The following is a 25,984-nucleotide window of genomic DNA, read 5'->3' on the forward strand; positions in this document are numbered from 1 at the left end:
TCATAGCTGGGCGATTGCGGCGCGGTATTCGCGCTCGAGACGGGAGACGATCTGCGCGGCGTCCAGCACTTCGTCGATCGCGCCCACACCTTGCCCGGCGCCCCAGATGTCGCGCCATTCCTTCAAGCCGGCCCCGTCGGGCGAGACGGCGAAATCGATCGACGCGCCCGACTGCCGCACGAGGGCGCGCGGGTCCATACCGGCTGCCTCGATGCTTTGACGCAGGTAGTTGGCGTGAACGCCGCTGAATGCATCGGTGTACACGATATCGGCGGCGTGCGCATCGACGATCGCTTCCTTGTAGCGCTGCGTGACGTTGGCTTCCTTCGATGCCAGAAAACGCGTGCCCACATAGACGCAGTCGGCGCCGAGCGCGCGGGCCGCGGCGATCGACGCGCCGCTCGCAATGGCGCCCGACAACGCAATGAAACCGTTGTAGAACGCACGGACCTCGGAGACGAACGCGAACGGCGACAGCGTTCCGGCATAGCCGCCGGCGCCGGCCGCGACAAGAATCAGTCCGTCGACGCCGGCTTCGAGCGCCTTTTGCGCATGACGTACGGTGGTGACGTCGTGCAAAATCAGGCCGCCGTAAGCGTGGACTTCTTCCACTACTTCGCGCGGCGGAGCCCGCAGGCTCGTGATGAAAACCGGCACTTTGTGATCGAGGCAGATGCGCAGGTCGTGGTCGAGCCGCGCGTTCGACGGGTGACCGATATGGTTGACCGCGTAGGGGCCGACAATCGCATCGGGATGCCGCTCGCGATGCGCGGCGAGCTCCGCCTCGATGGCGACGATCCATGCCTCGAGTTGCGTGTCGGGGCGCGCATTCAATGCCGGAAACGACCCGACGATGCCGGCCTTGCATTGCGCAAGCACCAGCTCGGGATAACTGGCGATCAACATTGGCGAGGCGATCACCGGCAGGCGCAGCGAGCTTAGCGCGGCAGGTAGCATGGTCTGGTTCCTCTTGCCTGGTCGCGCCGCTTATTGCGTTGCGCCGACACTGTCGCGCCGTAGCGCGAGGCGTTCGTGGAAGGCGTCGCGGCTCACCGCGCAGCGCGTATGCCGACCTTCGCCGACCACGCCCGCCGCATCGCGCACCGTGACCGCGTAGGTCATCATGCGGCCCTGAACCTCGGTCAGTTCTGCATGCACGACGACCTCCCATTCGGGAGGCGTCGGTGCGAGATGCTTGATGGCGAAGTCGTAACCCACGGTCATCTGATCGGCCGGCAGAAGATGATCGGTAGCCTGCATGCAGGTCTGCTCGATGAAGATGATCATGATCGGGCTGGCGAGCGCGTGAGCTTCGCCGCCCCATTGATCGGCGAGAGAAATCGTATCGATACGATGCGTCGCGGTGGCGCTCAGTCCGGCTTGAATGTTCAATTTCAACTCCTTTGGATAACGAATGAATTGACGGATCGATTTCCGCGTCGAACGGCAACGCCGATGTCAGGCGGGTTCGGGCGATCTGCTGATGAGGGGGTGTGCGGACGGGGCCGCTGGAACAGCGGGTTTCTCAAGGGTTGCTGCAGCCTGCCGTTGCATCTGGGCAAAGATGTTGCGGCGGTGCATTTCCTCGGTGCCGCCGGCCGAGGTCATCGCGAGGGCGTCCGCCACGAACGAGGCGAGCGGCCCGCGACGGTAGCCGTCGCTGCCGTGCAGCGCGAGCAGGTCCAGCGCGCTTCTCGCGAGTTCGCGCGCGCCGACCAGCTTGGCAACCGAGCAGTTCGCAAGGGCTGCGGGATCGCCGGCGACGAGTTGATCGAGTGCGGCGCGCGCGGTCCAGCGCGTCGATTCCGCGCCGATACGGATGTCGACGAGACGCCGCTGGACGTGCTGATGAGTGTCGATCGCGGCGTCGAGGGCTTTGCGTTCGCTGGCGTAACGCATGGCGTCGTCGAGAAAAGGCATCACCACGTTGGCGCACAGCAGGCCGAAATACGCGCGATTCATCGACGCGATATCCATCAGGCGATGCAATCCCTGCGCGGGCGGTCCCAGCAACTGGTTTGCTGCGATGGGTACGCCCTCGAACGCGAGATCGCCGATCGGCAGGTCGCGCACGCCGAGCGTGTCGCGCGGTGCGCTGCGGGTCACGCCGGGACGGCCGCCGTCGAGCAGCACGAGTGCGGTGGTCGCGCGCTCGCCGTCGATCAGCTGGGCGGCCACGAGGATGATCCCGGCGGTGGGCGCCTGGCTGATGTTGTATTTGTGGCCGTCGAGCAGGAAGCCCTCTTCGTGAACGCTCAAGGCGGTCTGCAGCGCGCGGATTTCGGTGCCGGTGTGCTTCTCCGAAATCGCCGTGGCGGCCGGTGTGCCGGCCAGCAGGCGTGGCAGGAACGAAGCGCGTTGCGCCGCGCTGCCGTGCTTGAGCAGTGCTCGAATCAGCGTAGCCTGATTGGCGACAACCATCGCAAAACCGATCGAACGCAGTGTCGCGACGATCGCCTCGAACGCCTCGGTGAATGCCGTCCATGTCAACCCGGCGCCCCCTTCTTCGCGCGGCACCGGCAACCGCCATAAGCCCGCTTCGGATAATGCGTGCCATGCCTCCCAGTGAAATGCGTCCGTCGGGACGGATCTGGCGTACTCCGCCGCGACTTCTCTCAACCGGTACACGGCAGCGTGATTCGAGCTGGGGGTGGCTGTCATTGGAGTACCTCGGTCAGGAGCGCAGTTGTCTGACGCCTAATCTACTGGGCCGGAATGCGGGGTGAAACTGACAGAAGTGACATGAGCGTGCAGCGGCCAGACGATCTACAACGGGCTGCGGCCGAGGTCAGGCGCCTGAAACAGTTGGAGCAGGAAAAGAAGCAGGAAAATGCCCGAGTCGAGAAGATGCTGGCCGAACGCGATCCCGAACTGGACGTGATGAAGGAGAGGGATGAGGTCGTCGCCTTCGGAGGAAGCGCGTCAAGAACTGGCCGTTCGCTGCAGCCTGTGCGCTGGGTGGCGCGCCGAGACGGTGAGTGCTTGCGCTTAACGTAGAGCGCTCTGGTGGTTACTTCTGCGACGGAACATCGAAGCGGAAGAGTTCCACCGCGGAGGTCGTCATGATTTTTTCTCTCGTTGCCCGCTCGGGAATCCAGTCTTTCAACGCTTCCATGGTCCCGTCGTAGTCGATGAGATGACGATGCTGCGTGTGCGGCCAGTCGCTACCCCATACGAGACGTTCCGGGCCAAACGATTCGAGTAAAGCGGCCGTGAGGGAGCGCCCGTGCCCAGTCCCGTTCGAGCGGTCGGCGCTGCGATAGGCCGCAGAGAGCTTGACCCAAACACGGCCGCCGGATGCCGTGGATTGCAGATAACGAAAGCCGGCATCGGCAGTGCCGAGATGCGCATCGGGCCGTCCGAAATGATCGACGACCACCGTGCAACCGCGGCTGAGCAGGGCATTGAGCACGACCGGCAAATCGACCGCATTCGCCTGAACTTCGACGTGCCAGCGCAGGGCGTTGAAGCGTGCGAGGAGCGCGGACCATCGGCGATCGTGAAAATCCGGTAGGGCAAGTCCAATCAGATTCAGTCGCGCACCTACAATGTGCGCGGCGTCCAGCGCTTCAAGTTCGGCATCCGAAATATCGGGCGCAACAACGGCCACACCGCGAAAGCGTCGCGGATAGCGCTCGCATACCGCACGCAGAAACGTATTGTCGGTGCCAAGAAAGCTCGGCTGCACCAGAACGCCTTGCGACTGGCCGTGCGCCGATAGTTGCGAGACGTACTGATCGAGCGTCGCGTCGTAGTCGGGCGCATGACGGCGTTCCGCGGCGAGCGGAAGGCCCTGCACAAAGATGTGCGCGTGCGTGTCGATGCCCGTGATGGGCGTCGTGGGCTCGTCTAGCCATGTCAGAGACGCCGGCGAAAGACCATCGAAGGGAGTGGCCGGGATTGCGGGCGGGAAGCGGTCCATCGTTTGAAGTGCCTGAAATTCGGTTGACGTTGGGCGATGCGTCGATGCGCGCGCGCCGCGGGCTCAGTTGCGCGACACCGCTGGCGCGTCGTTGCGCGCACCACCCTGATGCTGTGGCGGGACGAGCCGGCTCCGCGTGTCGGGCAGCATCAACGCGGCGACGACGACGAGGCCATAGGCGACGCCCGCATCGATGCCGAGCGCCGCACCCAGCGACATCGAGCCGCTCATATGGCCGACAAGCACCGGAAAGGCAGCCGATACGATGCGCCCGAAGTTGTAGCAAAAGCCGACGCCGGTGCCGCGCACGCCTTGCGGATACAACTCGTTGAACAGCGCGCCGAGCGTCGCGGGAATGCCCGCTGAAAAGAGGCCGAGCGGAAAGCTCAGGATCAGCATGGTCGTGTCGCTGATTGGCAGGAACGTGTAGATGTTGACCATCGCCGCGCAGCAGACGGCGAAGAGGATCACGTTCCAGCGGCGTCCGATGCGGTCCTGCAACCAGGCGCTCACGAAACAACCGACGATGAATGCCACGATGACGACCGCGAGATAACCGCCGGTGCCCAGCACCGAGAGATGGCGCTCGGTCTTGAGATACGTCGGCAGCCAGGTGGTGATCGCATGGTAGCCGCCATGCGCGCCCAGTCCGATCAGGCCTCCGACGATGGTGGTGCGGATCACGGCGGGATCGAAGATGCCGGCGGCGATGCTGAATACGCCGCGCTGCGCGGAATCGTCGCGCGCAATCTGCGGCTCTCGCGGCGGCTCGACCACATTGCGGCGCATGTAGAGAACGAGGAGGGCCGGGACGAGGCCGATTGCGAACAGAACGCGCCAGGCCCATTGTGGCGAAACGAAGGAGAAGACCGCCATATAGAGCAGCACGGCGGCGCCCCAGCCGAATCCCCACGCGCTCTGCACGATGCCCATGGCCTTGCCGCGATGCTTGGGGTTCATCGTTTCGCTGAGCAGGACGGCCCCGGCCGTCCATTCGCCGCCGAAGCCGATGCCTTGCAGCGCCTTCAGCACAAGCAGTTGCTCGAAGCTTTGGGCGAACGCACTCAGGAACGTGAAGAGCGAGAACCAGATCACGGTGATCTGCAACGCGCGCACCCGGCCGACGCGGTCGGACAGGATGCCCGCGAGCAATCCGCCGAGCGCGCCGGCCACGAGCGTGGCGCCGCCGATCAATCCCGCCTGGCCTTTGCTGATGCTCCATGTGGCGAGAAGCGACGGAATGACAAGGGAAAAGACTTGCGTATCGACGGCGTCGAGCGCCCACCCGCCGAAGCAGCTCCACAATGTCCGTTTCTCGATGGGCGTGATGTCGTGATACCAGCGCATGGTCGTCGTCTCCTGAGGTCTGCCGCGCGCGAAGTTCGACGGGCAGCCGCTGTTAATCGGTTTGACGCCATTCTAGGAAAGCCATGAGCGCGTGCATACTATGGAAATGTTGTTCATTCATAACACATTGATATGGAAGGCGATCATGGAGTCGATCCGCACGCTGAAGTATTTTCTCGCCATCGTCGATGCGGGAAGCGTCACCGGCGCGGCCGCCCAGCTCGGGATGGCCCAGCCGGCGCTCAGCCAGGCGATTACCCGGCTGGAGAAGGATCTGGGCGTGAAGCTGCTGGCGCGCACCCGCCGCGGCGCCGCCCTCACGCCTGCGGGCGAAGCGATCGCCGAGGATATTCGCCTGAGCGTTTCGCAGATCGAAGCGGCGGAAAAGCGGGCGCGCGATATCGGCGCGCAACGGGGCGGGAGGCTGGCCATCGGTTTCGCATCGGCGGCGCTGTTCGAGGTCATGCCCCGAGCGATCGCGGCGTTGCGCGCGGCGGTCCCCAATGTCGAGCTGACATTGCGCGAAATGAGCAACGCGGAACAGGCCAGCGCGCTCGAATCCGGCGAAATCGACATTGGGCTGCTGCATACGCCGGTTGCGGTACGCGGCCGGATGCGCGAGAAGCTGATCGTGCGCGAGCGCCTGCAGGCGGTCGTGCCGGCGTCGCATCCGCTGGCGGAGGACGGCAAGCTCGGCCTCGCGGAACTGGCGCGCATGGGTCTGGTGTGGTTTCCGCACGGACAACTGCCGGTCGTGCGGGCCGGCATCCTCAGCGCGTTTCGCAAGTTCGGTTGCGAAGCCAATATTGTTCAGGATGCCAATCGATCGCTGACGGTCCTCGCTTGCGTTGCCGCCGGTTGCGGCGCTTCGCTGTTGCCGCAATCCGTCAAGGCGATCCAGTTCGAAGGCGTACGCGTGTGCGAGGTGAGGGAAGGCGACGCGCTGCCGCTATTCGAACTCAGCGCGATCTGGCCGCATCGTTCGCGCCCGACATTGGCCGACAAGTTTGCAGCGCTGTTGAGCACGTGTTGACTCGTGCGTCGGGTGGCGAGCCGGATTGGGCGTACGGCCGGGGGGTTTTTGCTGACTCTTCGATTCGATGGATGTGAACGCCCCCACTGAGCCGCAGGCTTCGCGCAATCGGCTCGATGCTGCAGCAAAAAGCCGTCGATCCGGGATTGCCGTGGCTGCATGATCGTTCTTCATCCACTCCCGAAGCCGCCGCTCAATCCGACCGGGCGGCTTGTCGATTGTTGCGACCGCATTCAGGCCGCCAGACTATAGGTCTCGCGGCTCGCTGTCCGCAGCGCATCGATCATCAGGTCTGCCGCGGGCGAGAGCAGTTTTTCGGTAGGGGTAATGAGCCCGAAATCGTCCATCCTGCATTCCATTTGAAGGGGAAGGATCTCGACGAGCCCGTGCTCGGCGTAGTAGCTTGCAACGTCTTCGGCAAGCACGGCAATCATTTCGCTTTTCTCGATGGCGCGCGTGATGAAGAGAAGTGCCGCCGTCTCCACCACGTTGGAGGGCGGCGCAAGGCTTGCGCGCTGGAACATGAGTTCGAACCGGTGACGCAGTACGCTGCCCGCCGGCGGTACGATCCATGCGCTGCGCTGGACGTCGGGCAGCGCGACCTCGCCTTTTCCCAGCAGAGGGTGTCCTCGCCGCACAACCGCCCTGACCGGCTCACCGGCCAGGGGTTCGTAGCGCAACTGCAGCTTGTCGTGCTCTGCCGACAGCCGTCCGACCACCACGTCGAGCTTGTCCTGCGCCAGCCGTTCGATGAGTGCATTGCTCGTGTCGATTTCGACCGTGATACGCACGTTCGCATGCATGCGCTTGACGGCGGCGATGGCAGCGGGAAGCAGCCGGACGCCCGGGGAGGTGATCGCCCCCACGGCCACGTGGCCGAGCCGGCCGGCCTTCAGTGCAATCAGTTCTTCCTGCGCCTGATCCAGGCTGCCGAGCACGGTGCGCGCGTGGCGCACCAGGGCGTCACCGTAGAACGTAGGCCGCACGCCGCGCGGCAGACGTTCGAAAAGGATCACCTCCAGCATGTCCTCCAGCTCGCGCAGCATCTTGGATGCCGCGGGTTGCGTCATGTTGAGCGCTGCCGCGGCGCGGTGAATGTTGCCTTCCTCTGCGAGGGCGACGGCGAGCAAAAGCTGCCGGGTTCGCAGGCGTGTGCGGAGGTACCCGGGGGTCGTGTCCAGCATGGCGGGGATAAGTATTTATACCAATGCGAAAATATGTATGGAATACGGCCAATATTTCATTGGAAGGTTATCAGGTTTGTCCATAGACTGCACGGAAACTTGACTCACCTGAAGACAGGCAATGTCGGATACCCAACCTAAATTGCGTTCCCAACAGTGGTTCGGCACCACGGACAAAAACGGCTTCATGTACCGAAGCTGGATGAAAAACCAGGGCATTCCCGATCACGAATTCGATGGCCGTCCGATCATCGGCATCTGCAATACGTGGTCCGAGCTCACGCCCTGCAATGCGCACTTCCGCAAGCTCGCCGAGCACGTGAAGCGCGGCATTTACGAGGCGGGCGGTTTTCCCGTCGAGTTTCCGGTGTTCTCGAACGGCGAATCGAACCTGCGCCCGTCCGCGATGCTCACGCGCAATCTCGCGTCGATGGATGTCGAGGAAGCGATTCGCGGCAATCCCATCGATGCGGTCGTGCTGCTATGCGGCTGCGACAAGACCACGCCCGCGCTGCTGATGGGCGCGGCAAGCGTGGACGTGCCCGCCATCGTCGTGACCGGCGGCCCGATGCTCAACGGCAAGCTCGAAGGCAAGGACATCGGCTCGGGCACGGCCGTGTGGCGTCTGCACGAATCGCTCAAGGCGGGCGAGATCGACCTGCATCATTTCCTCTCGGCCGAAGCCGGCATGTCGCGCTCGGCGGGCACCTGCAACACCATGGGCACGGCTTCGACGATGGCCTGCATGGCCGAGTCGCTGGGCGTCTCGCTGCCGCACAACGCCGCGATTCCCGCCGTGGACGCGCGCCGCTACGTGCTCGCGCACATGTCCGGCATCCGCATCGTGCAGATGGCGCTCGAAGACCTGAAGCTCTCGAAGGTGCTCACGCGCGAAGCGTTCGAGAACGCGATCCGCATCAACGCGGCCATCGGCGGGTCGACCAACGCGGTGATCCACCTGAAGGCGATCGCGGGCCGCATCGGCGTGCCGCTCGAACTCGAAGACTGGCAGCGCATCGGCCGCGACACGCCGACCATTGTCGACCTGCAGCCCTCGGGCCGCTTCCTGATGGAGGAGTTCTATTACGCGGGCGGTTTGCCGGCGGTGCTGCGCCGTCTGGGCGAAGCGAACTTGCTGCCGCATCCGGACGCGCTCACCGTGAACGGCAAGTCGATGTGGGACAACGTGCGCGACGCGCCGAACTACAACGACGAAGTGATCCGCCGGATCGACAATCCGCTGATCGCGGACGGCGGCATCTGTATCCTGCGCGGCAATCTTGCGCCGCGCGGCGCGGTGCTCAAGCCTTCGGCGGCCACGCCCGAGCTGCTCAAGCATCGCGGCCGCGCTGTGGTGTTCGAGAATTTCGATCACTACAAGGCGACCATCGCCGACGAATCGCTCGACGTCGACAAGGACTCCGTCCTCGTCATGAAGAACTGCGGCCCGCGCGGCTATCCCGGCATGGCCGAGGTCGGCAACATGGGTCTGCCGCCGAGGCTCCTGCGCCAGGGCGTGAAGGACATGGTGCGCATCTCGGACGCGCGCATGAGCGGCACGGCCTACGGCACGGTGGTGCTGCACGTCGCGCCGGAAGCGGCGGCGGGCGGCCCGCTCGCGGCGGTGCGCAACGGCGACTGGATCGAGCTCGACTGCGAGAACGGCCGCCTGCATCTGGATATCAGCGACGAGGAACTGCAACGCCGCCTGAGCGACGTCGATCCGGCCGCCGCGCCGGGCGTCGCCGAGCAGCTGGGCAAGGGCGGCTATGCGCGCCTCTATGTCGATCACGTTCTGCAGGCCGACGAAGGCTGCGACCTCGACTTCCTCGTGGGCAAGCGCGGCTCGGCCGTGCCGCGCCACTCGCACTGACGCACACGCAAGGACTGCCATCATGACGACGACTCTCACCGGCGAACTGCTGATCGGCACGCTCGCGAAACGCGGCGAAGGCGCGGCGTTCCAGGCGATCGACGCCGCGAGCGGCACGCCCATCGCGCAGCCGGTTTTCCACGGCGCGCTGCAAGCCGACGTCGAACAAGCCTGCGAACTCGCGGACGAAGCGTTCGATGCCTATCGCACGCTGTCCGCCGAAAAACGCGCGCAATTCCTCGACGATTGCGCGGCGCGCATCGAAGCGCTCGGCGAGCAACTGATCGAACGCGCGATGGCCGAAAGCGGCCTGCCGCGCGCGCGCCTCGAAGGCGAACGCGCGCGCACCGCGAATCAGTTGCGCATGTTCGCCACGCTCGTGCGCAGCGGCGACGCGCTCGACGTGCGTATCGAACCGGCGCTGCCCGAACGTCAGCCGCCGCGCACCGACCTGCGCTTCTGGCGCATCGGCGTGGGCCCGGTCGCGGTGTTCGGCGCGAGCAACTTCCCGCTGGCGTTTTCGGTGGCGGGCGGCGACACGGCGTCGGCGCTGGCTGCCGGCTGCCCCGTGGTCGTGAAGGCGCATCCGGCGCATCCGGGCACCTCGGAGCTCGTCGGCCGCGCGATCCAGCAGGCGGTCGCGGCGGCGGGGCTGCCCGAAGGCGTGTTCTCGCTGCTGTTCGACGCGGGCCACGAAGTCGGCAGCGCGCTCGTGCAGCATCCGGCGATTCGTGCGGTCGGTTTCACCGGCTCGCGCGCGGGCGGCCTCGCGCTCGTGAAGCTCGCGGCCGGGCGTACCGAGCCGATTCCCGTCTACGCCGAAATGAGCAGCGTGAATCCGAATCTGCTGCTGCCGGGCGCGCTCGCTGCGCGCGGCGAGACGCTGGCGCGCGACTACGCGGCGTCGACGACGCTCGGCTGCGGCCAGTTCTGCACCAACCCGGGCCTGATGCTCGGCCTCGCGGGCGCGGACCTGGAGGTCTTCGCCACGAACGCCGCGCGCGAGTTCAGCGCGGCAGCGGCGGGCGTGATGCTCACGCCCGGCATCCTGCGCGCCTACGAACGCGGCATCGGCCGTCTGATCGCGCATCCGAAGGTTACGACGCTGGCACGCGGCGCGGCGGCACCCGGCCGTGCGCAGGCGGCACTGCTGCGCGTGAGCGCGAGCGATCTGCTGGCGGACGCGTCGCTCGGCGAGGAAGTGTTCGGCCCGAGCAGCGTGCTGGTCGAATGCGCGGACGAAGCCGAATTGCGCCGCGTACTGCGCCATCTCGAAGGCCAGTTGACGATCACGCTGCACGCGGACGCCGCCGACGCCGATCTCGTGCGCGCGCTGTTGCCGCTCATCGAGCGCAAGGCGGGCCGCCTGCTGGCCAACGGCTTCCCGACCGGCGTCGAGGTTTGCGACGCGATGGTGCACGGCGGCCCGTTCCCGTCGACCTCGGATGGCCGCAGCACCTCGGTGGGCACGGCCGCGATCGAGCGTTTCCTGCGCCCGGTCTGCTACCAGAATCTCGCCGACGGCTGGTTGCCCGACGCGTTGCGCGACGCGAATCCGCTGCACGTGAAGCGGCGTTTCGCGGGCAGGCCCGAAGCCGTGTGATGCGCACCCGAACCGCACCGCCGCCAAAAAGAATCGAGGAGACAGGATGACGAATGCGCAGGCGCTGAATGCCAGCTACACCGGGGCGCACGCGAGTGGCCCGAGCGAGGAAGAAAAGCGTTCTCGATCTACTCGATCCAGGCCGTGGCGTGGGCGCTGCCCGGCGAGTTTCTGACCGGCGCGAGCGCCGCCGTGTCGCGAATTTCGGCGGCTGTCTCGGCCCCAATGGCATCGGCATCGTCAAAGACGCGACCGCCGCCGGTCTGTATTTTCTCGCGGCGCCGCTGCTGTTCGCGGTGCTCATGACCTTCGCGGCGTGCGCCGCGCTGCGTCCGCCGCCGCCGGCCGCAGGCGCGCTCGCGCGCGAATCGCAAACGTATGGAGCAAGCGTGTCCGCGCGGCACGCCGCAATTTTCGAGGCAGGACAGACACCATGACTACGAGCCGTACATCCCGTTACACGGGCATTTTCCCCGTCGTGCCGACCACCTTCACCGCAACCGGCGAGCTGGATCTGGTGAGCCAGAAGCGCGCCGTCGATTTCATGATCGACGCGGGCTCGGACGGCCTGTGCATTCTGGCGAACTTCTCCGAGCAGTTCTCGGTCACCGACGAAGAGCGCGAGCTGGTCACGCGTACCGTGCTCGAACACGTGGCGGCCCGCGTGCCCGTGATCGTGACGACCACGCACTACGGCACCGTCGCCTGCGCGGCGCGCAGCAGGCGCGCGCAGGAGCTGGGCGCGGCGATGGTGATGGTGATGCCGCCGTATCACGGCGCGACGTTCCGCGTGCCCGAACAGCAGATCTACGAGTTCTACGCGCGCGTCTCGGACGCCATCGACATCCCGATCATGATTCAGGACGCGCCCGCGAGCGGCACGCTGCTGTCCGCGCCGTTCCTCGCGCGTATGGCGTGCGAAATCGAGCAGGTCTCGTACTTCAAGATCGAAACGCCGGGCGCGGCCAACAAGCTGCGCGAAGTGATCCGCCTCGGCGGCGACGCGGTCGAAGGTCCGTGGGACGGCGAGGAAGGCATCACGCTGCTGGCCGACCTGCATGCGGGCGCGACCGGGGCGATGACGGGCGGCGGTTTCCCGGACGGCATTCGCCCGATCATCGTGGCGCACCGCGAAGGCCGTCTCGACGACGCCTTCTCGCTCTACCAGAAGTGGCTGCCGCTCATCAATCACGAAAACCGCCAGGCGGGCCTGCTCGCCTGCAAGGCGCTGATGAAGGAGGGCGGCGTGATCGACTGCGAACTGCCGCGCCATCCGCTGCCCGCGATGCATCCCGAGACACGCAAGGAGCTGGTCGCCCTCGCGCGGCGTCTCGATCCGCTGGTGCTGCGCTGGGGCAAGTGATCCATCGATTCGTGATGCGAAATAAACAGGGTTTGGAGATGGGTATGAATGCTTCGTACAAGCTGGGTATCGTGGGCGTGGGCAAGATCGCGCGCGACCAGCATCTGCCTGCCATCGCCGGTAACGCGGGCTTCGAGCTCGTGGCTGCCGCGAGTCGCAACGCACAGGTGGACGGCGTGCGCAATTACGCCGATATCGGCGCGCTGCTGGCCGCCGAGCGCGACCTCGACGCCGTGTCGCTGTGCGCGCCGCCGCAGGTGCGCTACGAACAGGCGCGCGCCGCGCTGGAAGCGGGCAAGCACGTGATGCTCGAAAAGCCGCCAGGCGCGAGCGTGAGCGAAGTGGAAGCGCTGCGCGAACTCGCGAAGCGGCATCGGCGCACGCTGTTCGCCACGTGGCATTCGCGCTGCGCGAGCGCTGTCGAACCGGCGCGCGCATGGCTCGCCGGGCGCGCAATCCGCGCCGTGCAGGTGCGCTGGAAGGAAGACGTGCGCCGCTGGCATCCGGGCCAGCAATGGATCTGGGAACCGGGCGGCCTCGGCGTGTTCGATCCGGGCATCAACGCGCTTTCGATCGTCACGCGCATTCTGCCGCGCGAGGTGCTGCTGCGCAGCGCGGCGCTGCATGTGCCGTCCGACTGTTCGACGCCCATCGCCGCCGAACTCGATTGCATCGACACCGACGGTGTGCCGGTGCGTGCCGAATTCGACTGGCGCCACGGCCCGGTCGAGCAATGGGAAATCGACGTGGAGACCAGCGAGGGCCTGCTCTCGATCTCCGAAGGCGGCAAGCGCCTCGTCATCGCGGGCGAGCCGGTCGAATCCGGCGCCGAACGGGAATATCCGGCGCTCTACGAGCGCTTTCACTGGCTGATCGCGCATGGCGCCGACGACGTGGACGTGCGTCCGCTGCGCCTCGTGGCCGACGCGTTCCTGCTCGGGCGCCCTATCGAAGTCGAGGCGTTCGGCCGTTGAGCATTCCGCCACGGAGAGTCACTGTTTCACCCCACGCAAAAGCGTCATCAGAGGAGACCTAGCATGACCAGCAACATCCGCCGGTTCACCCTTCGCGCCGTGTTCGCGGCCCTGTGCGTTGCACCGCTCGGCATGAGTATGGCGGCACACGCCGACTCGCCCACCAAGATCGGATTTCTCGTGAAGATGCCCGAGCAGGCGTGGTTCATCAACGAGCAGAAGGCTGCCACGGCGCTCGGCCAGAAGGAGAACTTCTCGGTGGTGAACATCGGCACGCCGGACGGCGAGAAGGTGCTGGCCGCGATCGACAATCTCGGTGCGCAAGGCGCGCAGGGCTTCGTGATCTGCGCACCCGACGTGCGTCTTGGACCGGCCATTCAGGCGCGCGCCAAACGTTACAACATGAAGTTCGTGACGGTGGACGACCAACTGGTCGACTCGTCGGGCAAGCCGCTCGCGGGTGTGCCGCATCTGGGCATGTCGGCTTTCAAGATCGGCAACCAGGTGGGGCAGGCCATCAGCGACGAGATGAAGAAGCGGGGCTGGAATCCGGAGGAAGTGGGCGCGCTGCGTATCACCGACTATGAACTGCCCACGGCGAAGTTGCGCACGGACGGCGCAACCCAGACGCTGCTGGCCGGTGGCTTCAAGAAGGAAAACATCTTCGATGCCCCGCAAAAAACCACGGACGACGAAGGCGGTTTCAACGCGGCCTCCCCGGTGCTCGCACAACATCCGAACATCAAGAAGTGGGTGATATTCGCACTCAACGAGGAAAGCGTGCTGGGTGCGGTGCGCGCAACGGAACAACTGCACATTCCGGCCGCCGATGTAATCGGCGTGGGCATTAATGGCGCGGGCGAAGCGTTCGCCGAATTCCAGAAGAAGGAGCCCACCGGCTTTTACGGCACGATCGCCGTGAGCTCGACGAACCACGGCAAGGACAGCGCGCAGAATCTTGTCGACTGGATCCGCACCGGCAAAGCACCGCCCGCCGACACGCAGACTACCGGCAAGCTGATGACGCGCGACAACTGGACGGCTGTGCGCAGCGAACTGGGTATCTAAGGAATCCGTAGCAATACGGAGGTGACGGCAAGGGCAGGGATGCAATGACTGAAACCATGACACATGCAGATGCAGCGAACGCCGCAGATATGCGCCACGCGGGAACTCAACAGGGGCCGTGCGCGTATCTGGAGCTCGACGGCATCACCGTGAGCTTCCCGGGCGTGAAGGCGCTCGACCGCGTCGCGCTCGACGTGCGCGCTGGCGAGGTGCACGGCCTGATGGGCGAGAACGGCGCGGGCAAGTCCACGCTGCTCAAGGTGCTCTCGGGCGTGAACCAGCCGCAGGCCGGCACGTTGAGCCTGAACGGCGTGGAGCAGCGCTTCACGACCACGCGGGCGGCGCTCGACGCAGGCATCGCGATCATCTATCAGGAGTTGCATCTCGTGCCCGAGCTGACCGTGGCGGACAACCTGATGCTCGGGCAGTTGCCGAACCGCCTCGGCGTGCTCGACGAGCAGACGCTCGTCAAACGCGCGACGGACGAATTGCAGCGGCTGGGCGAGCGTATCGATCCGCGCACGCCGGTGAAGAATCTCTCCATTGGCCAGCGTCAGATGATCGAGATCGGCAAGGCGCTGATGCGTGACGCGCGCGTGATCGCCTTCGACGAACCGACGAGTTCGCTTTCGGCACGCGAGACCGAGAACCTCTTTCGCATCATCGACGCACTGCGCGCCGACGGTCGCGCAATCATCTACGTCACGCATCGCATGGCCGAAGTCTATGAGCTTTGCGACCGCGTGACGGTGTTCCGCGACGGCAAGCGTATCGAAACGTTCGATTCGGTGGCCGACCTCGACCGCAACCGCCTGATTGCAGCGATGGTGGGTCGATCGATCGAGGACGTGTATGGCTATCGCGCGCGCGAAGCCGGTCCCGTGCTGCTCGAAGCGAAAGGGCTGCTCGGGCCGGGCCTTGCCGAACCCGTGTCGTTCCAGGCGCGGCGCGGCGAGATCGTCGGCTTTTTCGGGCTGGTAGGCGCGGGTCGGTCGGAACTCATGAAGCTGATTTACGGCGCGACGCGCCCGAGTGCAGGTTATGTCGAACTGGACGGCAAGCGCGTGAATTTCGCGAGCCCACGCGACGCCGTGCGCGCGGGTCTCGCGCTATGCCCCGAGGACCGCAAGCAGGAAGGCATCGTGGCAATCGCGTCGGTGGCCGACAACCTCAATATCAGCGCGCGCCGCCATTTCAGTCCCGCGCGTTTCCTGCTGAATGCGAAGCGCGAACGCGCGCTTACGCAGGATTACATCAGGAAGCTCGCGATCAAGACGCGCAACGGCGACACGGCCATCGGCACGCTGTCGGGCGGCAACCAGCAGAAGGTGATTCTTTCGCGCTGGCTCGCCGAACGCATCGAGGTGTTCCTGATGGACGAGCCCACGCGCGGCATCGACGTGGGCGCGCGCGCCGAGATCTACAACCTGCTGTACGAGCTCGCGGAAGCGGGCAAGACCGTGATCATGGTGTCGAGCGATCTCGCGGAAGTGATCGGCGTGGCGGACCGCATCATCGTCATGCGCGAAGGACGCATTGCCGGCAGCGTACCGAAAGCCGAAGCTTCGCCGGACGAACTGATCAAGATGGCGCTGCCGCGCTAGATGTTTTTGCCTTACCGGTCGAGCGCACAGCGAGCTCGAGCCCAAGGGCGCCGCCGATTCGTAACGATGAACCAGAGATGAGTGAAGCCATGCAACCACAAGGCACCCCTACCGTCAATGAGGCCGCCGCGCCCATTACGCCCCAGCGCGCGCGCGCGTGGGACATGATCAACAAGTCGGGCATCGTCGTGGTGTTCGTGGTGCTGTTCGCATTGCTCTCTGCGACGGTGCCCGACTTTCTCACGACCCGCAACATTCAGGGGCTGCTGCTCTCCGTCACGCTGATCGGCTCGATTGCCGTCACGATGATGTTCGTGCTCGCCCTCGGCGAGGTCGATTTGTCCGTGGCGTCCATCGTGGCGTTTTCGGGCGTGGTGGCTTCTACCGTCATCACGCAGTCGCATAGCGTGCTGCTCGGCATTATCGCGGGCGTGCTCGCGGGCGGCGCGGTGGGACTCGTGAATGGCGTGCTCATCGCGCGCTTCAAGATCAATTCGCTGATCGCCACGCTCGCGATGATGGAAGCGGTGCGCGGCCTCGCGTTCCTCGCTTCGAACGGCGACGCCGTGATGATCTCGGAGGAGCGCTTCTTCGACCTGGGGGGCGGCTCGTTCCTCGGCATCTCGTTCCCGATCTGGAGCAACATCATCGGCTTCGTGGTGTTCGGCTTCCTGCTCAAGAAAACCGTGTTCGGCAAGAACGTGCTTGCGGTGGGCGGCAATAGCGAAGCCGCGCGGCTTGCCGGCCTGCCGGTCACGCGCATCAAGATCACGGTGTTCGTGCTGCAAGGGCTCATTACGGGCTTTGCGGGCGTGATGCTGGCCTCGCGTATGAGCCTCGGCGACCCGAAGACCTCGGTGGGTCTCGAACTCGGCGTGATTTCGGCCTGCGTGCTGGGCGGCGTGTCGCTCACGGGCGGCGTGGCGACGATTTCGGGCGTGCTGGTTGGCGTGCTCATCATGGGCTCGGTGCAGGACGCCATGAGCCTCATGAACGTGCCGACGTTCTATCAGTACCTGATTCGCGGCGGCATCCTGCTGCTCGCGGTGCTGTTCGACCAGTTCCGCCGCAGCAGGCGAGCGGTCTGATTCTTTTGACGGCGCCCGGGCACACCTGGTTATTCAGGGTAATCAAAATATAACGACAAAAGGAGAATGCGAAGAACGTGTACTTTGGCTGAAAGATGCATTCAGGCGGGGATTCGAACGGAGTCAGATTTGACGGACGGGAGAGGAACCGGAAGCTGCCTGGGCCTGGTGACTGCTGAGGAAAGCATAACAATCACCGTCAGTCCGGGTTGTCGCGAGCAATAGCAACGAGAAATTCAGCACATCGGAGACAGAAAATGAAGCTGGTCAGAAAGATCGCACTCGGTACGGTGGTTGGCGCAACGCTTGCGCTGGCCGCAGGGGCAAGCGCCTATGCACAGGATAAGCAGATCACGCTCGGGTTCTCGCAGGTCGGTGCCGAGAGCGCCTGGCGGACGGCCAACACCGTATCGGTGAAGACTGCGGCAAAGGATGCCGGTATCAACCTGAAGTTCTCGGACGCGCAACAGAAGCAGGAGAACCAGATTCGGGCGATTCGCTCGTTTATCGCGCAGAAGGTTGACGTCATCGCGTTTTCGCCGGTCGTCGAATCGGGTTGGGAACCGGTGCTTGAAGAGGCAAAGCGCGCAAAGATTCCGGTCGTTCTCACGGACCGCGCAATCGACGTGAAGGACCCGTCGCTGTACGTGACGATGATCGGCTCTGACTTTATGGAAGAGGGGCGGCGTGCCGGACACTGGCTCGAGGAGCGCTACAAGAACGATCCGGGTCCCATCAACATCGCCGAACTGCAGGGGACCGTGGGTTCCGCGCCCGCCAACGACCGCCATGCCGGTCTGATGGAAGTGATCAAGAGCGATCCCAAGTTCAGGATCATCGCGTCGCAGAGCGGCGACTTCACGCTTGCAGGCGGAAAGCAGGTGATGGAGGCGTTCGCGAAAACGTATGGCAAGAAGATCAATGTGGTCTATGCCCACAACGACGACATGGCGCTCGGCGCAATCCAGGCCATGGAAGAAGCGGGCATCAAGCCGGGCAAGGACGTCACGGTGATCTCCTTCGATGCGACCCGGGGTGGCTTTCAGGCCATGGTGGACGGAAAGATCAACGTGGATGTCGAATGCAGCCCGCTCCTCGGTCCCCAGTTGATGGCGGCGGTCAAGGATATCGTGGCAGGCAAGCAGGTGCCGCGGCGCATTGTGACCGACGAGGGCATCTTCCCCATGAATGTCGCAGCGCAGGTCATGCCTAGCCGCAAGTACTGACCCGCGCGTCTTACCCGCCTCTGACGGGCATACGGTCCGGCGTGTCGTGCCGGACCGTGTGCACCGTTCCTGACAATTCTGGCGAGGCCGCCTGCGGGTCTCGTGAAGACCATGAACGATCTACCCATTCTCGAAATGACCGGCATCGACAAGACGTTCCCGGGCGTCAAGGCGTTGCAGCAGGTCGATTTCCGGCTGTTCCCCGGCGAGATTCACACCTTGATGGGCCAGAACGGCGCGGGCAAATCAACGCTCATCAACGTTCTCACCGGCGTTCTTGCGCACGATCGCGGCGAAATCCGCCTGGGCGGCCAACAGGTTCGCTTCGCCGCGCCGCTGGAGGCTGAAGCCGCCGGAATCCAGACGCTCTACCAGGAAGTGAATCTTTGTCCGAATCTCTCGGTAGCCGAGAACATTTTTGCCGGCAGGCACCCAAAGAAACGCGGAGCCATCGACTGGAAGGCGATCAATGCGCGGGCTCGGGCCGCGCTGGCCGCTCTCGATCTTTCCATTGACGTGACGCGGTCGCTGGATGCCTGTCCGATTGCTGTCCAGCAGATGGTGGCGATCGCGCGCGCCGTCTCGGTTGACGCGACGGTGCTCATTCTCGATGAGCCGACCTCGAGTCTCGATGACGGCGAAGTCGCGCGGCTTTTCGCCGTGCTGCGGCGATTGAAGGCGTCCGGTATGGCGATCCTTTTCGTGACGCACTTTCTCGAGCAGACCTACGCCGTATCGGATCGTATTACCGTCATGCGCAACGGGACGCGGGAAGGCGAATACCTTGCAAAGGATTTGCCGGTTGACGTCCTGGTAGCAAAGATGACCGGCCGTGAAGGCATGAATGAGGCGATGAAGGAAGACTCATCCGGCGCAAAACTCGCGGGCGCAGCGGGTGCCCCTTTTCTTTCCATGCAGGGCGTGGGCCGACGCGGACTGATGAGTCCCGTCGATCTGGACGTGTGTCCCGGCCAGATAGTCGGGCTTGCCGGACTGCTCGGCTCCGGCCGAACGGAGACGGCACGGCTGGTATTCGGCGCCGAGCGGGCCGATACGGGGTCCATGCTGATCGACGGAAGCAGCGTGAAGCTCGCTTCGCCGCGTGACGCGGTTCGGCACGGTATCGCCTATTGCCCGGAAGACCGGAAAAAGGAAGGAATCGTGGCGGCACTGTCGATTCGCGAGAACATCGTTCTTGCATTGCAGGCACGGCGGGGATGGTGGCGCATGCTCAGCTATGCGCGCCAGAGGGAAATGGCGGATCGATACATCGCGCAGCTCGGCATCAAGGCGCGTGATGCCGAGCAGCCCATCGGGCTGCTGTCGGGCGGCAACCAGCAGAAGGTACTGCTTGCCCGCTGGCTCGCCACCGAGCCAAAACTGCTGATCATGGACGAGCCGACACGCGGTATCGACGTTGCCGCGAAGTTCGAGATCATGGACCGCGTGCGCGCCCTATGTGCGAAAGGCCTGGCCATTCTCTTCATCTCTTCCGAGATGAGCGAGGTGATCCGCGTCAGTCACAAGGTTGCGGTCCTGCGCGACCGGCGCAAGGTTGCCGAGATTTCGGGTGAAGGTCTCTCGGAAGACGACGTGTATCAACTCATTGCAGGAGGTCAGTCATGAAGCGGTTTCACGCACTGGTGCGGCACCCGCTGATCTGGCCCGCCCTTACGCTCCTGTTGCTGATCCTTCTGGACGTTGTGCATCGCGCCAGCTTCCTTTCGATCACGGTTCTCGAAGGTCATCTTTTCGGGGCTCCAATTGACATCCTGAATCGCGCTGCGCCGCTCGTGATCGTTTCCCTCGGGATGACGCTGGTCATCGCGACGCGAGGCATCGACATCTCGGTCGGCGCGACGGTGGCCATAGCCGGCGCGGCAGCGGCAATCATCCTCGCGGCGGACCCGTCGCGCGTCGGCATGGCGCTGGGCGCGGCCGTTGCCGTGGGGCTGCTGGCCGGGATGTGGAATGGTCTGCTTGTCGCATTCGTTGGAATGCAACCGATCATTGCGACGCTCATCCTGATGGTCGCGGGGCGAGGCGTCGCACAACTGTTGACCGGCGGCCAGATCATTCCCATCGGCGCACCGGGCTACCTGAGACTGGGTGACGGATACCTGGCGATGATCCCATGCTCCGTATGGATCGCAGTCGTCGTCACGCTGGTGCTCGCGCTGCTCGTGAACCGCACGGCACTTGGACTTTTCGTCCGCTCCATCGGCGTCAATCCTGTCGCGACGCGACTGGTCGGGCTGCGCTCCAGTGCGATCGTATTCGGCGTATACGTCATTTGCGGGTTGATGGCGGCGTTCGCGGGGATCATCGCGAGTTCAAACGTACGGAGTGCTGATGGAAACAACGCAGGGTTGCTGCTTGAACTCGATGCCATTCTGGCCGTGACGCTCGGTGGCACGTCGCTGCTGGGTGGCCGCTTCAGTCTCGGCGGCACGGTGCTGGGTGCCTTGATCATTCAGACCTTGACCTATACGACCTATTCGATCGGCGTTCCACCGGAGGCAACACTCGTCGTCAAGGCGGTCGTGGTGATCATCGTCAGTGTGATCCAGTCGGAAGTGGCGCGTGCGCTGTTTTTCAGGCAGGTGAAGCATCTCCTTTCCCGGTCGGGCCAACGCGCGTCCACCGGAGCGAGCACATCATGAAAAAGTTGACTGGCCGGCTGGCCGATCCAAGAACGCTGCCCATCGTTGCAACCATTGTGCTGTTCGCAGCGCTGTTCGGTTTCGGCTCATTCATGTATACGGGCTTTTGTTCGATGCAGGTACTCACGGGCCTGTTCGTCGATAACGCGTTCCTGCTGGTCGTGTCTATCGGCATGACATTCGTGATCCTTTCGGGAGGCATCGACCTGTCGGTGGGAGCCGTGGTTGCGTTGACCACGATCCTGTGTGCCGTGGGCGCGCAATGGCTGCACTGGCCCATCTGGATCGTCGTGCCGATCGTGCTGGTGTTCGGCACCCTGTATGGGGCGGCGATGGGCGCACTGATTCACTTCTTCCGCCTGCAGCCGTTCATTATCACGCTCGCAGGAATGTTCCTGGCGCGCGGCGCGTGTTTCCTCATCACGACGGAGTCCATCGCGATCGACGAACCGTCGTTCCATGCGGTTGCGTCATTGAACATTCCTGTGGGCAGCGGATCCCTGAATGCGGGAGCGCTGATTGGCATTGCGGCACTCATCGTCGCGATTTTCGTCGCGCACTTCACGCGCTTCGGCCGCAACGTCTATGCCATCGGCGGCAATGAACGCTCTGCACTGCTGATGGGCTTGCCGGTCGCGCGCACGAAGATCGCTGTCTACGCGTTGAGCGGGTTCTGCTCGTCGCTGGGCGGAGTGATTTTTACGTTGTACGTGCTCTCCGGGTACGGCCTGCAGGCGCAGGGAATGGAACTCGACGCCATCGCTGCAACGGTGATTGGCGGGACGCTGTTGACGGGCGGGGTGGGCTACGTGCTGGGTTCGCTGTTCGGCGTGGGTATTCTCGGCACGATCCAGACCTTGATCACTTTCGACGGAACGCTGAGTTCGTGGTGGACGCGCATCGTAATTGGAGCGCTGCTGTGCATATTCTGTCTGCTTCAGCGGGTCATCGAGCGGCATGCCGGACGCCGCCGTACCGGCGACGCGGGATTGGGACCGAAAACCGGGAAGCCGTCGCATGACGGCCAGCGCGGGCACGACGGGCGCGGCGGCGGCGAGTTCGTCACGACGACCTGAACCATCCCGGGTTGCCATCCAGACTGTCTGATGGGGGAGAAGGACGTGCTCGATACACGGGAAGCGGATTCACGAAAGCCGGTCTTCGCGAAGGCGCGTCGATCCGGCGAGCCTGAATGCGGCGAAGCGGAGAGAGCGCTTCGCCAAACGACGTTGACGCTGTCCAATGCGTATCTGAGGCTCGATGTCAGGGCTGGAACGCATGGCGGGATTGTACGGATGGACTGGAATGACCGCGGTATGTGGACGCCCGTCTTTCGCCGGCCGGATAGACAGAGCCATCTTCCGGTTTCCCGTGAACTCTCGTGCGAGCCCGTGATCCGGATTCCCGATGTGGCGCAGGTCGTCCAGATTCGGGCAATGTCGTCCGGGGTGTGGGCAACTGGTGCAGGTAGACCGCTTCCGGTGTCCGGTGCGGCACTCGTGGACGACTGGGAAATCGACTTTGCCACAGAGACATCGCTTCGCCTGCGCGCCGGCGTTGCGGAATGCTGTCGGGCGGTCCAGACCTACGAACTTGACGGTCCCACGCTCGCAATGACTGTCGAGCTCGAGAATTGCGGCTGTACGCCGTTACGGTGCGGAATCGATATTGAGGCTGTCCTGGTGCGGGACCCGCATGCACGCATCAGCGCACCCGCTGGCGGCATCTGGATTGCAGGAAGGGCAGGCAGCGCTCCGCGACTCGTTCCCACGCCATTCGCCTGGCAGTTCGGGGTGGCCCACCGTCTGCCGGCGACGAAAATCGACCATGTCTTCACTCGCTGGGGCAGAAAGGCGCTGATCGAATGGCCGGCGCGGCAGTTTTCCCTCGCGATTGTGGGGAATACCGACTGCTACAGACTCCGCGCTCATCCCGAAGACGACTCGTTTTCGTTTCAGGTCGTGACCGGGCAATCCGGGCACGGCTGTATCGGGCAGGGGGAGGAGGTGCGTGGGCTGACGGTTCTCGCCGCAGGAAAGACACTCAGTCGCGGCGTCAGTTTCACAGTCGAACGGCTTGCGTCTTTGACCAAAACCACACGCCAGCCGTCGGAGTAGGCGCCAGGTTCCATGGCGCGGGGCGGACGCCGCAAAGCGGCCGGTCGATGCCGGTTCATGTGACGGAGCTTGCCGGCAGGGCAAGCGCTTACCGGGTCGGCAGGACGGGTCATAAAGTATGAGCAGTACTTATTGTTTGGGGAGGCCGGAGAAAAATGAACAAGGTTGCTTTCTGGGGAATGCTGCCTGACGGGAGAGGCGTGCGAACGCACGTCCTCACGAACTCACACGGTGGCTGCGTGAGAATCAGTGAACTGGGTGCGGCACTCGTATCGTGGACCACGCCGGATCAAGCCGGAACATGCGCGGATATCCTGCTCGGGCACGATACGCCGGAGGAATATCTTGCATCAGGCGCCTACATGGGGGCTCTTGTTGGACGTTGGGCGAACAGGATCGCGGGCGCCCGATTCGTACTCGACGGTACTGACTACACCCTTGTACCCAATGAAGGGCGAAATCTGCTCCATGGCGGAGCGGCCGGGTTTCATCGTCGGTTGTGGAAAGCCGAACCCGATGGGAATGCTTTGGTCATGCGACTGGAGTCCCGCGAGGGGGAGGGGGGATTCCCGGGAAATGTGCAGGTCGAAGTGCGCTACGCGTTGAGTGAAGATCATGCGCTCACGATTGAGTATCTGGCGAGCGCCGATCGCACAACGCCCATCAACCTGACCAGCCATCCCTACTTCAACTTGTCGGGGCAGCGCGATTGCGACATTCGCAACCATCACCTGACAATCGATTCCGGCGCATATTTCGAGATTGACGAGGAACTCATCCCGCAACGCCAGGTGCCGGTCGCCGGAGAACCGTTCGACTTCCGCGAAGGAGCGACGATCGGTTCGAGGCTCAGTGCGTTTCATCGGCAACTTGAACTGGGCTATGGCTTTGACCACTGTTACGTGATCGACCGCGTAGCGAACGAAGACCCAGCCGCAGCGGATATGGGCAGGCCCTGGCGGACGCGTACGGTTGCGACGGTGACGGAACCCGGGAGCGGGCGCGTACTCTCGGTCGAAACCGACCAACCGGGACTTCAGTTCTACAGCGGAAACCGGCTTGAAGGCGTGCGGGGGCGAGGGGGCTCGGCATACAGACGGCATGCCGGACTTTGCCTCGAAGCGGGCGGGTTCCCGAATCAGATCAATATGCCAGACCATGAGCCATCCATTGCGAGCGCCGGGAAACCGTACAGGCAAGTGACGGTCTACCGTGCCGGCATCGCGGAGCAGGACGCATGAACCGGACGCATGAACCGGGAAGCACGCCATCCGGAACACAGCATGACGATGGATACAACGACTCCTGTGCTGCCGGTCTAACAGATCATAATTCGGGGACTCTATGCTCAAGGCGTTCAGTATAAAAAGCGGGCTGACCTGTGTGATTGCGGTATTTGTCGTCATCCTCGGCATCTTGAGCGCCGTGGGGGGTGTCGCATTGAAGCAGAATAACGACGATCTGCGCTCGATGTACGAAGTCGATACCCGTTCGCTGGTCGCGCTGAAGACCAGCGATGCCCTGCTTCAGCGCGCGCGTGTTTCGCTTGACAGCTATCTTTCATTGTATGGTTTGGGCGACCCGGAACCGACGTTGTTATCAGGCGCCCGGCAGGATTTGAAGGATTCTGAAACGGAGTTCTCGCAGTATCTGTCGCTACAAAAAAGCACGGACTCGGAGGCGATACGACAGTTGGCCGCCAGTCGGCGGCTGGTGCTGGACAAATCGGTCCTGCCGGCAGCCGACGCGCTGGGCCACATGGATTTCGGCGGCTTCAAGGAGCTGCAGGGCAAGGCTACGCAGGATGCGGTGGCGTCTTATCAGCGTGCGATGAAGGACCGGGAAAATGCCGTCGTCGACTCCCAGCGCGAGCGCTATGCGCAGGCACAGTCGCGCTTCCATTTGACGATTGCCGCGCTCGTCGGGACGGCGATAATCGCGCTCGCCGTGGGCGTGATCGCGAGGCTTGCCCTGGTGGGAATCGTGGTGCGTCCGGTAGCCGAAATCAAATCTCATCTTGCGCGCATAGCGTCGGGCAATCTTCAGGGCGACGTGCTCGTCGAGTACCGCAACGAAATGGGAACGCTCCTTGCCGACGTCCGGACAATGCAGGACGCACTTGTCCGGACGGTGCGCAGCGTTCGGAGCGGTACGGAAACGATCAATCTCGGTGCGCAGGAGATCGCATCCGGCAACACCGATCTTTCCCGCCGGACCGAGCAGCAGGCTGCGTCACTTGAGCTTGCAGCGGCGAACATGGCGCAACTGACGCGGGCGGTGAAAAGCAACGCGGAGACAGCCGATGCAGTGAGCCGACAGGCATTGACTGCTTCGCAAACGGCTTCGGCCGGCGGCGAGGTGGTTCACGAGGTGGTCAGGACGATGCAGGGCATATCGGAGCATTCCGGCAAGATTGTCGAGATCGTCGTCCTTATCGAGAGCATCGCGTTCCAGACAAACATACTGGCTCTGAATGCGGCCGTCGAGGCGGCGCGAGCGGGAGAGCTCGGGCGAGGCTTTGCGGTGGTTGCCGGCGAAGTTCGAAGTCTCGCGCAGCGAAGCGCCCAGGCAGCCAAGGAGATCAAGCATCTGATTGACGCCACTGTCGGCAAGATCGCGGAAGGATCGCAGCTCGCGGAGAGCGCCGGAGCGATCATGACCGACGTCGTATCGTCGGTGACCACGGTGAGCGGCCTGATGTGCGACGTGCAACGAGCCACGCAGGAGCAAAGCCGGGACATCGGGCAGGTGAGCGATGCGGTCCTGCTAATGGACAAAGCAACGCAACAGAATGCGGCGCTCGTGGAAGAGGCCGCTGCGGCCGCAGAATCACTGAAGCAGCAGGCAGCCTTGCTGGACGAGGTCGTTTCGGAATTCAAGATTGCGGCGCCTGTGGAGCGATAGCGTTGGCGACGGCCG

At 64.0% G+C, this 25,984-nt stretch carries 22 protein-coding genes and 1 pseudogene; 17 read left to right on the forward strand and 6 right to left on the reverse strand.

Annotation, left to right across the window (positions count from 1 at the left end; genetic code table 11):
- From BFE01S_RS05720 to BFE01S_RS37615, 3 genes are all read right to left on the reverse strand, one after another.
- A complete protein-coding gene (locus tag BFE01S_RS05720; RefSeq protein ID WP_028224643.1) occupies positions 1–957 on the reverse strand; it encodes an NAD(P)H-dependent flavin oxidoreductase in 957 nt (318 codons plus the stop codon).
- A gap of 30 nt (positions 958–987) precedes the next feature.
- Positions 988–1,392 carry a thioesterase family protein gene (locus BFE01S_RS05725; protein WP_028224644.1) on the reverse strand — a complete coding sequence of 135 codons (405 nt, stop codon included), beginning with the start codon at positions 1,390–1,392 and terminating at the stop codon, positions 988–990.
- Positions 1,393–1,458: 66 nt separating this feature from the next.
- A complete protein-coding gene (locus tag BFE01S_RS37615) occupies positions 1,459–2,661 on the reverse strand; it encodes an acyl-CoA dehydrogenase family protein (protein WP_052420794.1) in 1,203 nt (400 codons plus the stop codon).
- An 81-nt stretch (positions 2,662–2,742) separates the two neighbouring features.
- On the opposite strand from BFE01S_RS37615, the gene BFE01S_RS37620 reads away from it, so the two are divergent.
- Positions 2,743–2,997 carry a hypothetical protein gene (locus BFE01S_RS37620; RefSeq protein ID WP_156966922.1) on the forward strand — a complete coding sequence of 85 codons (255 nt, stop codon included), beginning with the start codon at positions 2,743–2,745 and terminating at the stop codon, positions 2,995–2,997.
- A gap of 13 nt (positions 2,998–3,010) precedes the next feature.
- On the opposite strand, the gene BFE01S_RS37625 is transcribed toward BFE01S_RS37620, so the two are convergent.
- Positions 3,011–3,922 (reverse strand): amidohydrolase family protein, encoded by a 912-nt coding sequence (locus tag BFE01S_RS37625; RefSeq protein ID WP_042337266.1) that lies wholly within the window; start codon positions 3,920–3,922, stop codon positions 3,011–3,013.
- Between the two features lie 63 nt (positions 3,923–3,985).
- Positions 3,986–5,269: an MFS transporter gene (locus tag BFE01S_RS05745; RefSeq protein WP_028224645.1), complete on the reverse strand. Its 1,284-nt coding sequence runs from the start codon at positions 5,267–5,269 to the stop codon at positions 3,986–3,988.
- Between the two features lie 145 nt (positions 5,270–5,414).
- Here BFE01S_RS05745 and BFE01S_RS05750 point away from each other — a divergent pair, with 145 nt between their 5' ends.
- Entirely contained in the window at positions 5,415–6,302 is an 888-nt protein-coding gene (locus tag BFE01S_RS05750; protein ID WP_028224646.1) for a LysR family transcriptional regulator, read from the forward strand.
- Positions 6,303–6,535: 233 nt separating this feature from the next.
- Here BFE01S_RS05750 and BFE01S_RS05755 read toward each other — a convergent pair whose 3' ends face one another.
- Entirely contained in the window at positions 6,536–7,486 is a 951-nt protein-coding gene (locus BFE01S_RS05755) for a LysR substrate-binding domain-containing protein (RefSeq protein WP_028224647.1), read from the reverse strand.
- A gap of 121 nt (positions 7,487–7,607) precedes the next feature.
- Here BFE01S_RS05755 and BFE01S_RS05760 point away from each other — a divergent pair, with 121 nt between their 5' ends.
- From BFE01S_RS05760 to BFE01S_RS05830, 15 genes and pseudogenes are all read left to right on the forward strand, one after another.
- Positions 7,608–9,359, forward strand: coding sequence for an IlvD/Edd family dehydratase (locus BFE01S_RS05760; protein WP_028224648.1), 1,752 nt, complete (start codon positions 7,608–7,610; stop codon positions 9,357–9,359).
- A gap of 22 nt (positions 9,360–9,381) precedes the next feature.
- Complete coding sequence (locus BFE01S_RS05765; RefSeq protein ID WP_042337267.1) at positions 9,382–10,962, forward strand: aldehyde dehydrogenase (NADP(+)); 1,581 nt, start codon at positions 9,382–9,384, stop codon at positions 10,960–10,962.
- A 117-nt stretch (positions 10,963–11,079) separates the two neighbouring features.
- Positions 11,080–11,399 (forward strand): annotated as a pseudogene (locus tag BFE01S_RS05770) (hypothetical protein); the annotation flags it as partial.
- Positions 11,396–12,325 (forward strand): dihydrodipicolinate synthase family protein, encoded by a 930-nt coding sequence (locus BFE01S_RS05775; RefSeq protein WP_028224651.1) that lies wholly within the window; start codon positions 11,396–11,398, stop codon positions 12,323–12,325. The pseudogene BFE01S_RS05770 and the gene BFE01S_RS05775, both read left to right, overlap by 4 nt.
- A gap of 44 nt (positions 12,326–12,369) precedes the next feature.
- Entirely contained in the window at positions 12,370–13,299 is a 930-nt protein-coding gene (locus tag BFE01S_RS05780) for a Gfo/Idh/MocA family protein (protein WP_028224652.1), read from the forward strand.
- A 63-nt stretch (positions 13,300–13,362) separates the two neighbouring features.
- On the forward strand, positions 13,363–14,367 hold the full coding sequence (locus tag BFE01S_RS05785; protein WP_028224653.1) for an arabinose ABC transporter substrate-binding protein: 1,005 nt from the start codon (positions 13,363–13,365) through the stop codon (positions 14,365–14,367).
- Positions 14,368–14,411: 44 nt separating this feature from the next.
- On the forward strand, positions 14,412–15,971 hold the full coding sequence (gene araG, locus BFE01S_RS05790; RefSeq protein WP_028224654.1) for an L-arabinose ABC transporter ATP-binding protein AraG: 1,560 nt from the start codon (positions 14,412–14,414) through the stop codon (positions 15,969–15,971).
- A 77-nt stretch (positions 15,972–16,048) separates the two neighbouring features.
- Positions 16,049–17,059: an L-arabinose ABC transporter permease AraH gene (gene araH, locus BFE01S_RS05795; RefSeq protein ID WP_028224655.1), complete on the forward strand. Its 1,011-nt coding sequence runs from the start codon at positions 16,049–16,051 to the stop codon at positions 17,057–17,059.
- A 257-nt stretch (positions 17,060–17,316) separates the two neighbouring features.
- Positions 17,317–18,285: an ABC transporter substrate-binding protein gene (locus BFE01S_RS05800; protein ID WP_028224656.1), complete on the forward strand. Its 969-nt coding sequence runs from the start codon at positions 17,317–17,319 to the stop codon at positions 18,283–18,285.
- Between the two features lie 111 nt (positions 18,286–18,396).
- On the forward strand, positions 18,397–19,911 hold the full coding sequence (locus BFE01S_RS05805) for a sugar ABC transporter ATP-binding protein (RefSeq protein ID WP_028224657.1): 1,515 nt from the start codon (positions 18,397–18,399) through the stop codon (positions 19,909–19,911).
- Complete coding sequence (locus tag BFE01S_RS05810) at positions 19,908–20,948, forward strand: ABC transporter permease (RefSeq protein WP_028224658.1); 1,041 nt, start codon at positions 19,908–19,910, stop codon at positions 20,946–20,948. The genes BFE01S_RS05805 and BFE01S_RS05810 overlap by 4 nt, the downstream gene beginning before the upstream one ends.
- Entirely contained in the window at positions 20,945–22,024 is a 1,080-nt protein-coding gene (gene yjfF / locus BFE01S_RS37630) for a galactofuranose ABC transporter, permease protein YjfF (RefSeq protein WP_042337269.1), read from the forward strand. The genes BFE01S_RS05810 and yjfF overlap by 4 nt, the downstream gene beginning before the upstream one ends.
- Positions 22,025–22,054: 30 nt before the next feature.
- Complete coding sequence (locus BFE01S_RS05820) at positions 22,055–23,065, forward strand: aldose epimerase family protein (protein ID WP_028224659.1); 1,011 nt, start codon at positions 22,055–22,057, stop codon at positions 23,063–23,065.
- Between the two features lie 155 nt (positions 23,066–23,220).
- On the forward strand, positions 23,221–24,306 hold the full coding sequence (locus BFE01S_RS05825) for an aldose epimerase family protein (RefSeq protein WP_028224660.1): 1,086 nt from the start codon (positions 23,221–23,223) through the stop codon (positions 24,304–24,306).
- Positions 24,307–24,409: 103 nt separating this feature from the next.
- Positions 24,410–25,969, forward strand: a complete 1,560-nt coding sequence (locus tag BFE01S_RS05830) for a methyl-accepting chemotaxis protein (protein WP_028224661.1) — start codon at positions 24,410–24,412, stop codon at positions 25,967–25,969.
- Positions 25,970–25,984 lie beyond the last annotated feature (15 nt).

The organism is Paraburkholderia ferrariae NBRC 106233, from assembly GCF_000685035.1.
In the GTDB taxonomy this organism is placed as follows: Bacteria; Pseudomonadota; Gammaproteobacteria; order Burkholderiales; family Burkholderiaceae; genus Paraburkholderia; species Paraburkholderia ferrariae.

Bases quoted from the DNA above. Each gene is read 5' to 3' on its own strand.
- BFE01S_RS05720 (WP_028224643.1), bottom strand. From the start codon at position 957: ATGCTACCTGCCGCGCTAAGCTCGCTGCGCCTGCCGGTGATCGCCTCG.
- BFE01S_RS37615 (WP_052420794.1), bottom strand. From the start codon at position 2,661: ATGACAGCCACCCCCAGCTCGAATCACGCTGCCGTGTACCGGTTGAGA.
- BFE01S_RS37620 (WP_156966922.1), top strand. From the start codon at position 2,743: ATGAGCGTGCAGCGGCCAGACGATCTACAACGGGCTGCGGCCGAGGTC.
- BFE01S_RS37625 (WP_042337266.1), bottom strand. From the start codon at position 3,922: ATGGACCGCTTCCCGCCCGCAATCCCGGCCACTCCCTTCGATGGTCTT.
- BFE01S_RS05745 (WP_028224645.1), bottom strand. From the start codon at position 5,269: ATGCGCTGGTATCACGACATCACGCCCATCGAGAAACGGACATTGTGG.
- BFE01S_RS05750 (WP_028224646.1), top strand. From the start codon at position 5,415: ATGGAGTCGATCCGCACGCTGAAGTATTTTCTCGCCATCGTCGATGCG.
- BFE01S_RS05755 (WP_028224647.1), bottom strand. From the start codon at position 7,486: ATGCTGGACACGACCCCCGGGTACCTCCGCACACGCCTGCGAACCCGG.
- BFE01S_RS05760 (WP_028224648.1), top strand. From the start codon at position 7,608: ATGTCGGATACCCAACCTAAATTGCGTTCCCAACAGTGGTTCGGCACC.
- BFE01S_RS05765 (WP_042337267.1), top strand. From the start codon at position 9,382: ATGACGACGACTCTCACCGGCGAACTGCTGATCGGCACGCTCGCGAAA.
- BFE01S_RS05775 (WP_028224651.1), top strand. From the start codon at position 11,396: ATGACTACGAGCCGTACATCCCGTTACACGGGCATTTTCCCCGTCGTG.
- BFE01S_RS05780 (WP_028224652.1), top strand. From the start codon at position 12,370: ATGAATGCTTCGTACAAGCTGGGTATCGTGGGCGTGGGCAAGATCGCG.
- BFE01S_RS05785 (WP_028224653.1), top strand. From the start codon at position 13,363: ATGACCAGCAACATCCGCCGGTTCACCCTTCGCGCCGTGTTCGCGGCC.
- araG (WP_028224654.1), top strand. From the start codon at position 14,412: ATGACTGAAACCATGACACATGCAGATGCAGCGAACGCCGCAGATATG.
- araH (WP_028224655.1), top strand. From the start codon at position 16,049: ATGAGTGAAGCCATGCAACCACAAGGCACCCCTACCGTCAATGAGGCC.
- BFE01S_RS05800 (WP_028224656.1), top strand. From the start codon at position 17,317: ATGAAGCTGGTCAGAAAGATCGCACTCGGTACGGTGGTTGGCGCAACG.
- BFE01S_RS05805 (WP_028224657.1), top strand. From the start codon at position 18,397: ATGAACGATCTACCCATTCTCGAAATGACCGGCATCGACAAGACGTTC.
- BFE01S_RS05810 (WP_028224658.1), top strand. From the start codon at position 19,908: ATGAAGCGGTTTCACGCACTGGTGCGGCACCCGCTGATCTGGCCCGCC.
- yjfF (WP_042337269.1), top strand. From the start codon at position 20,945: ATGAAAAAGTTGACTGGCCGGCTGGCCGATCCAAGAACGCTGCCCATC.
- BFE01S_RS05820 (WP_028224659.1), top strand. From the start codon at position 22,055: ATGGGGGAGAAGGACGTGCTCGATACACGGGAAGCGGATTCACGAAAG.
- BFE01S_RS05825 (WP_028224660.1), top strand. From the start codon at position 23,221: ATGAACAAGGTTGCTTTCTGGGGAATGCTGCCTGACGGGAGAGGCGTG.
- BFE01S_RS05830 (WP_028224661.1), top strand. From the start codon at position 24,410: ATGCTCAAGGCGTTCAGTATAAAAAGCGGGCTGACCTGTGTGATTGCG.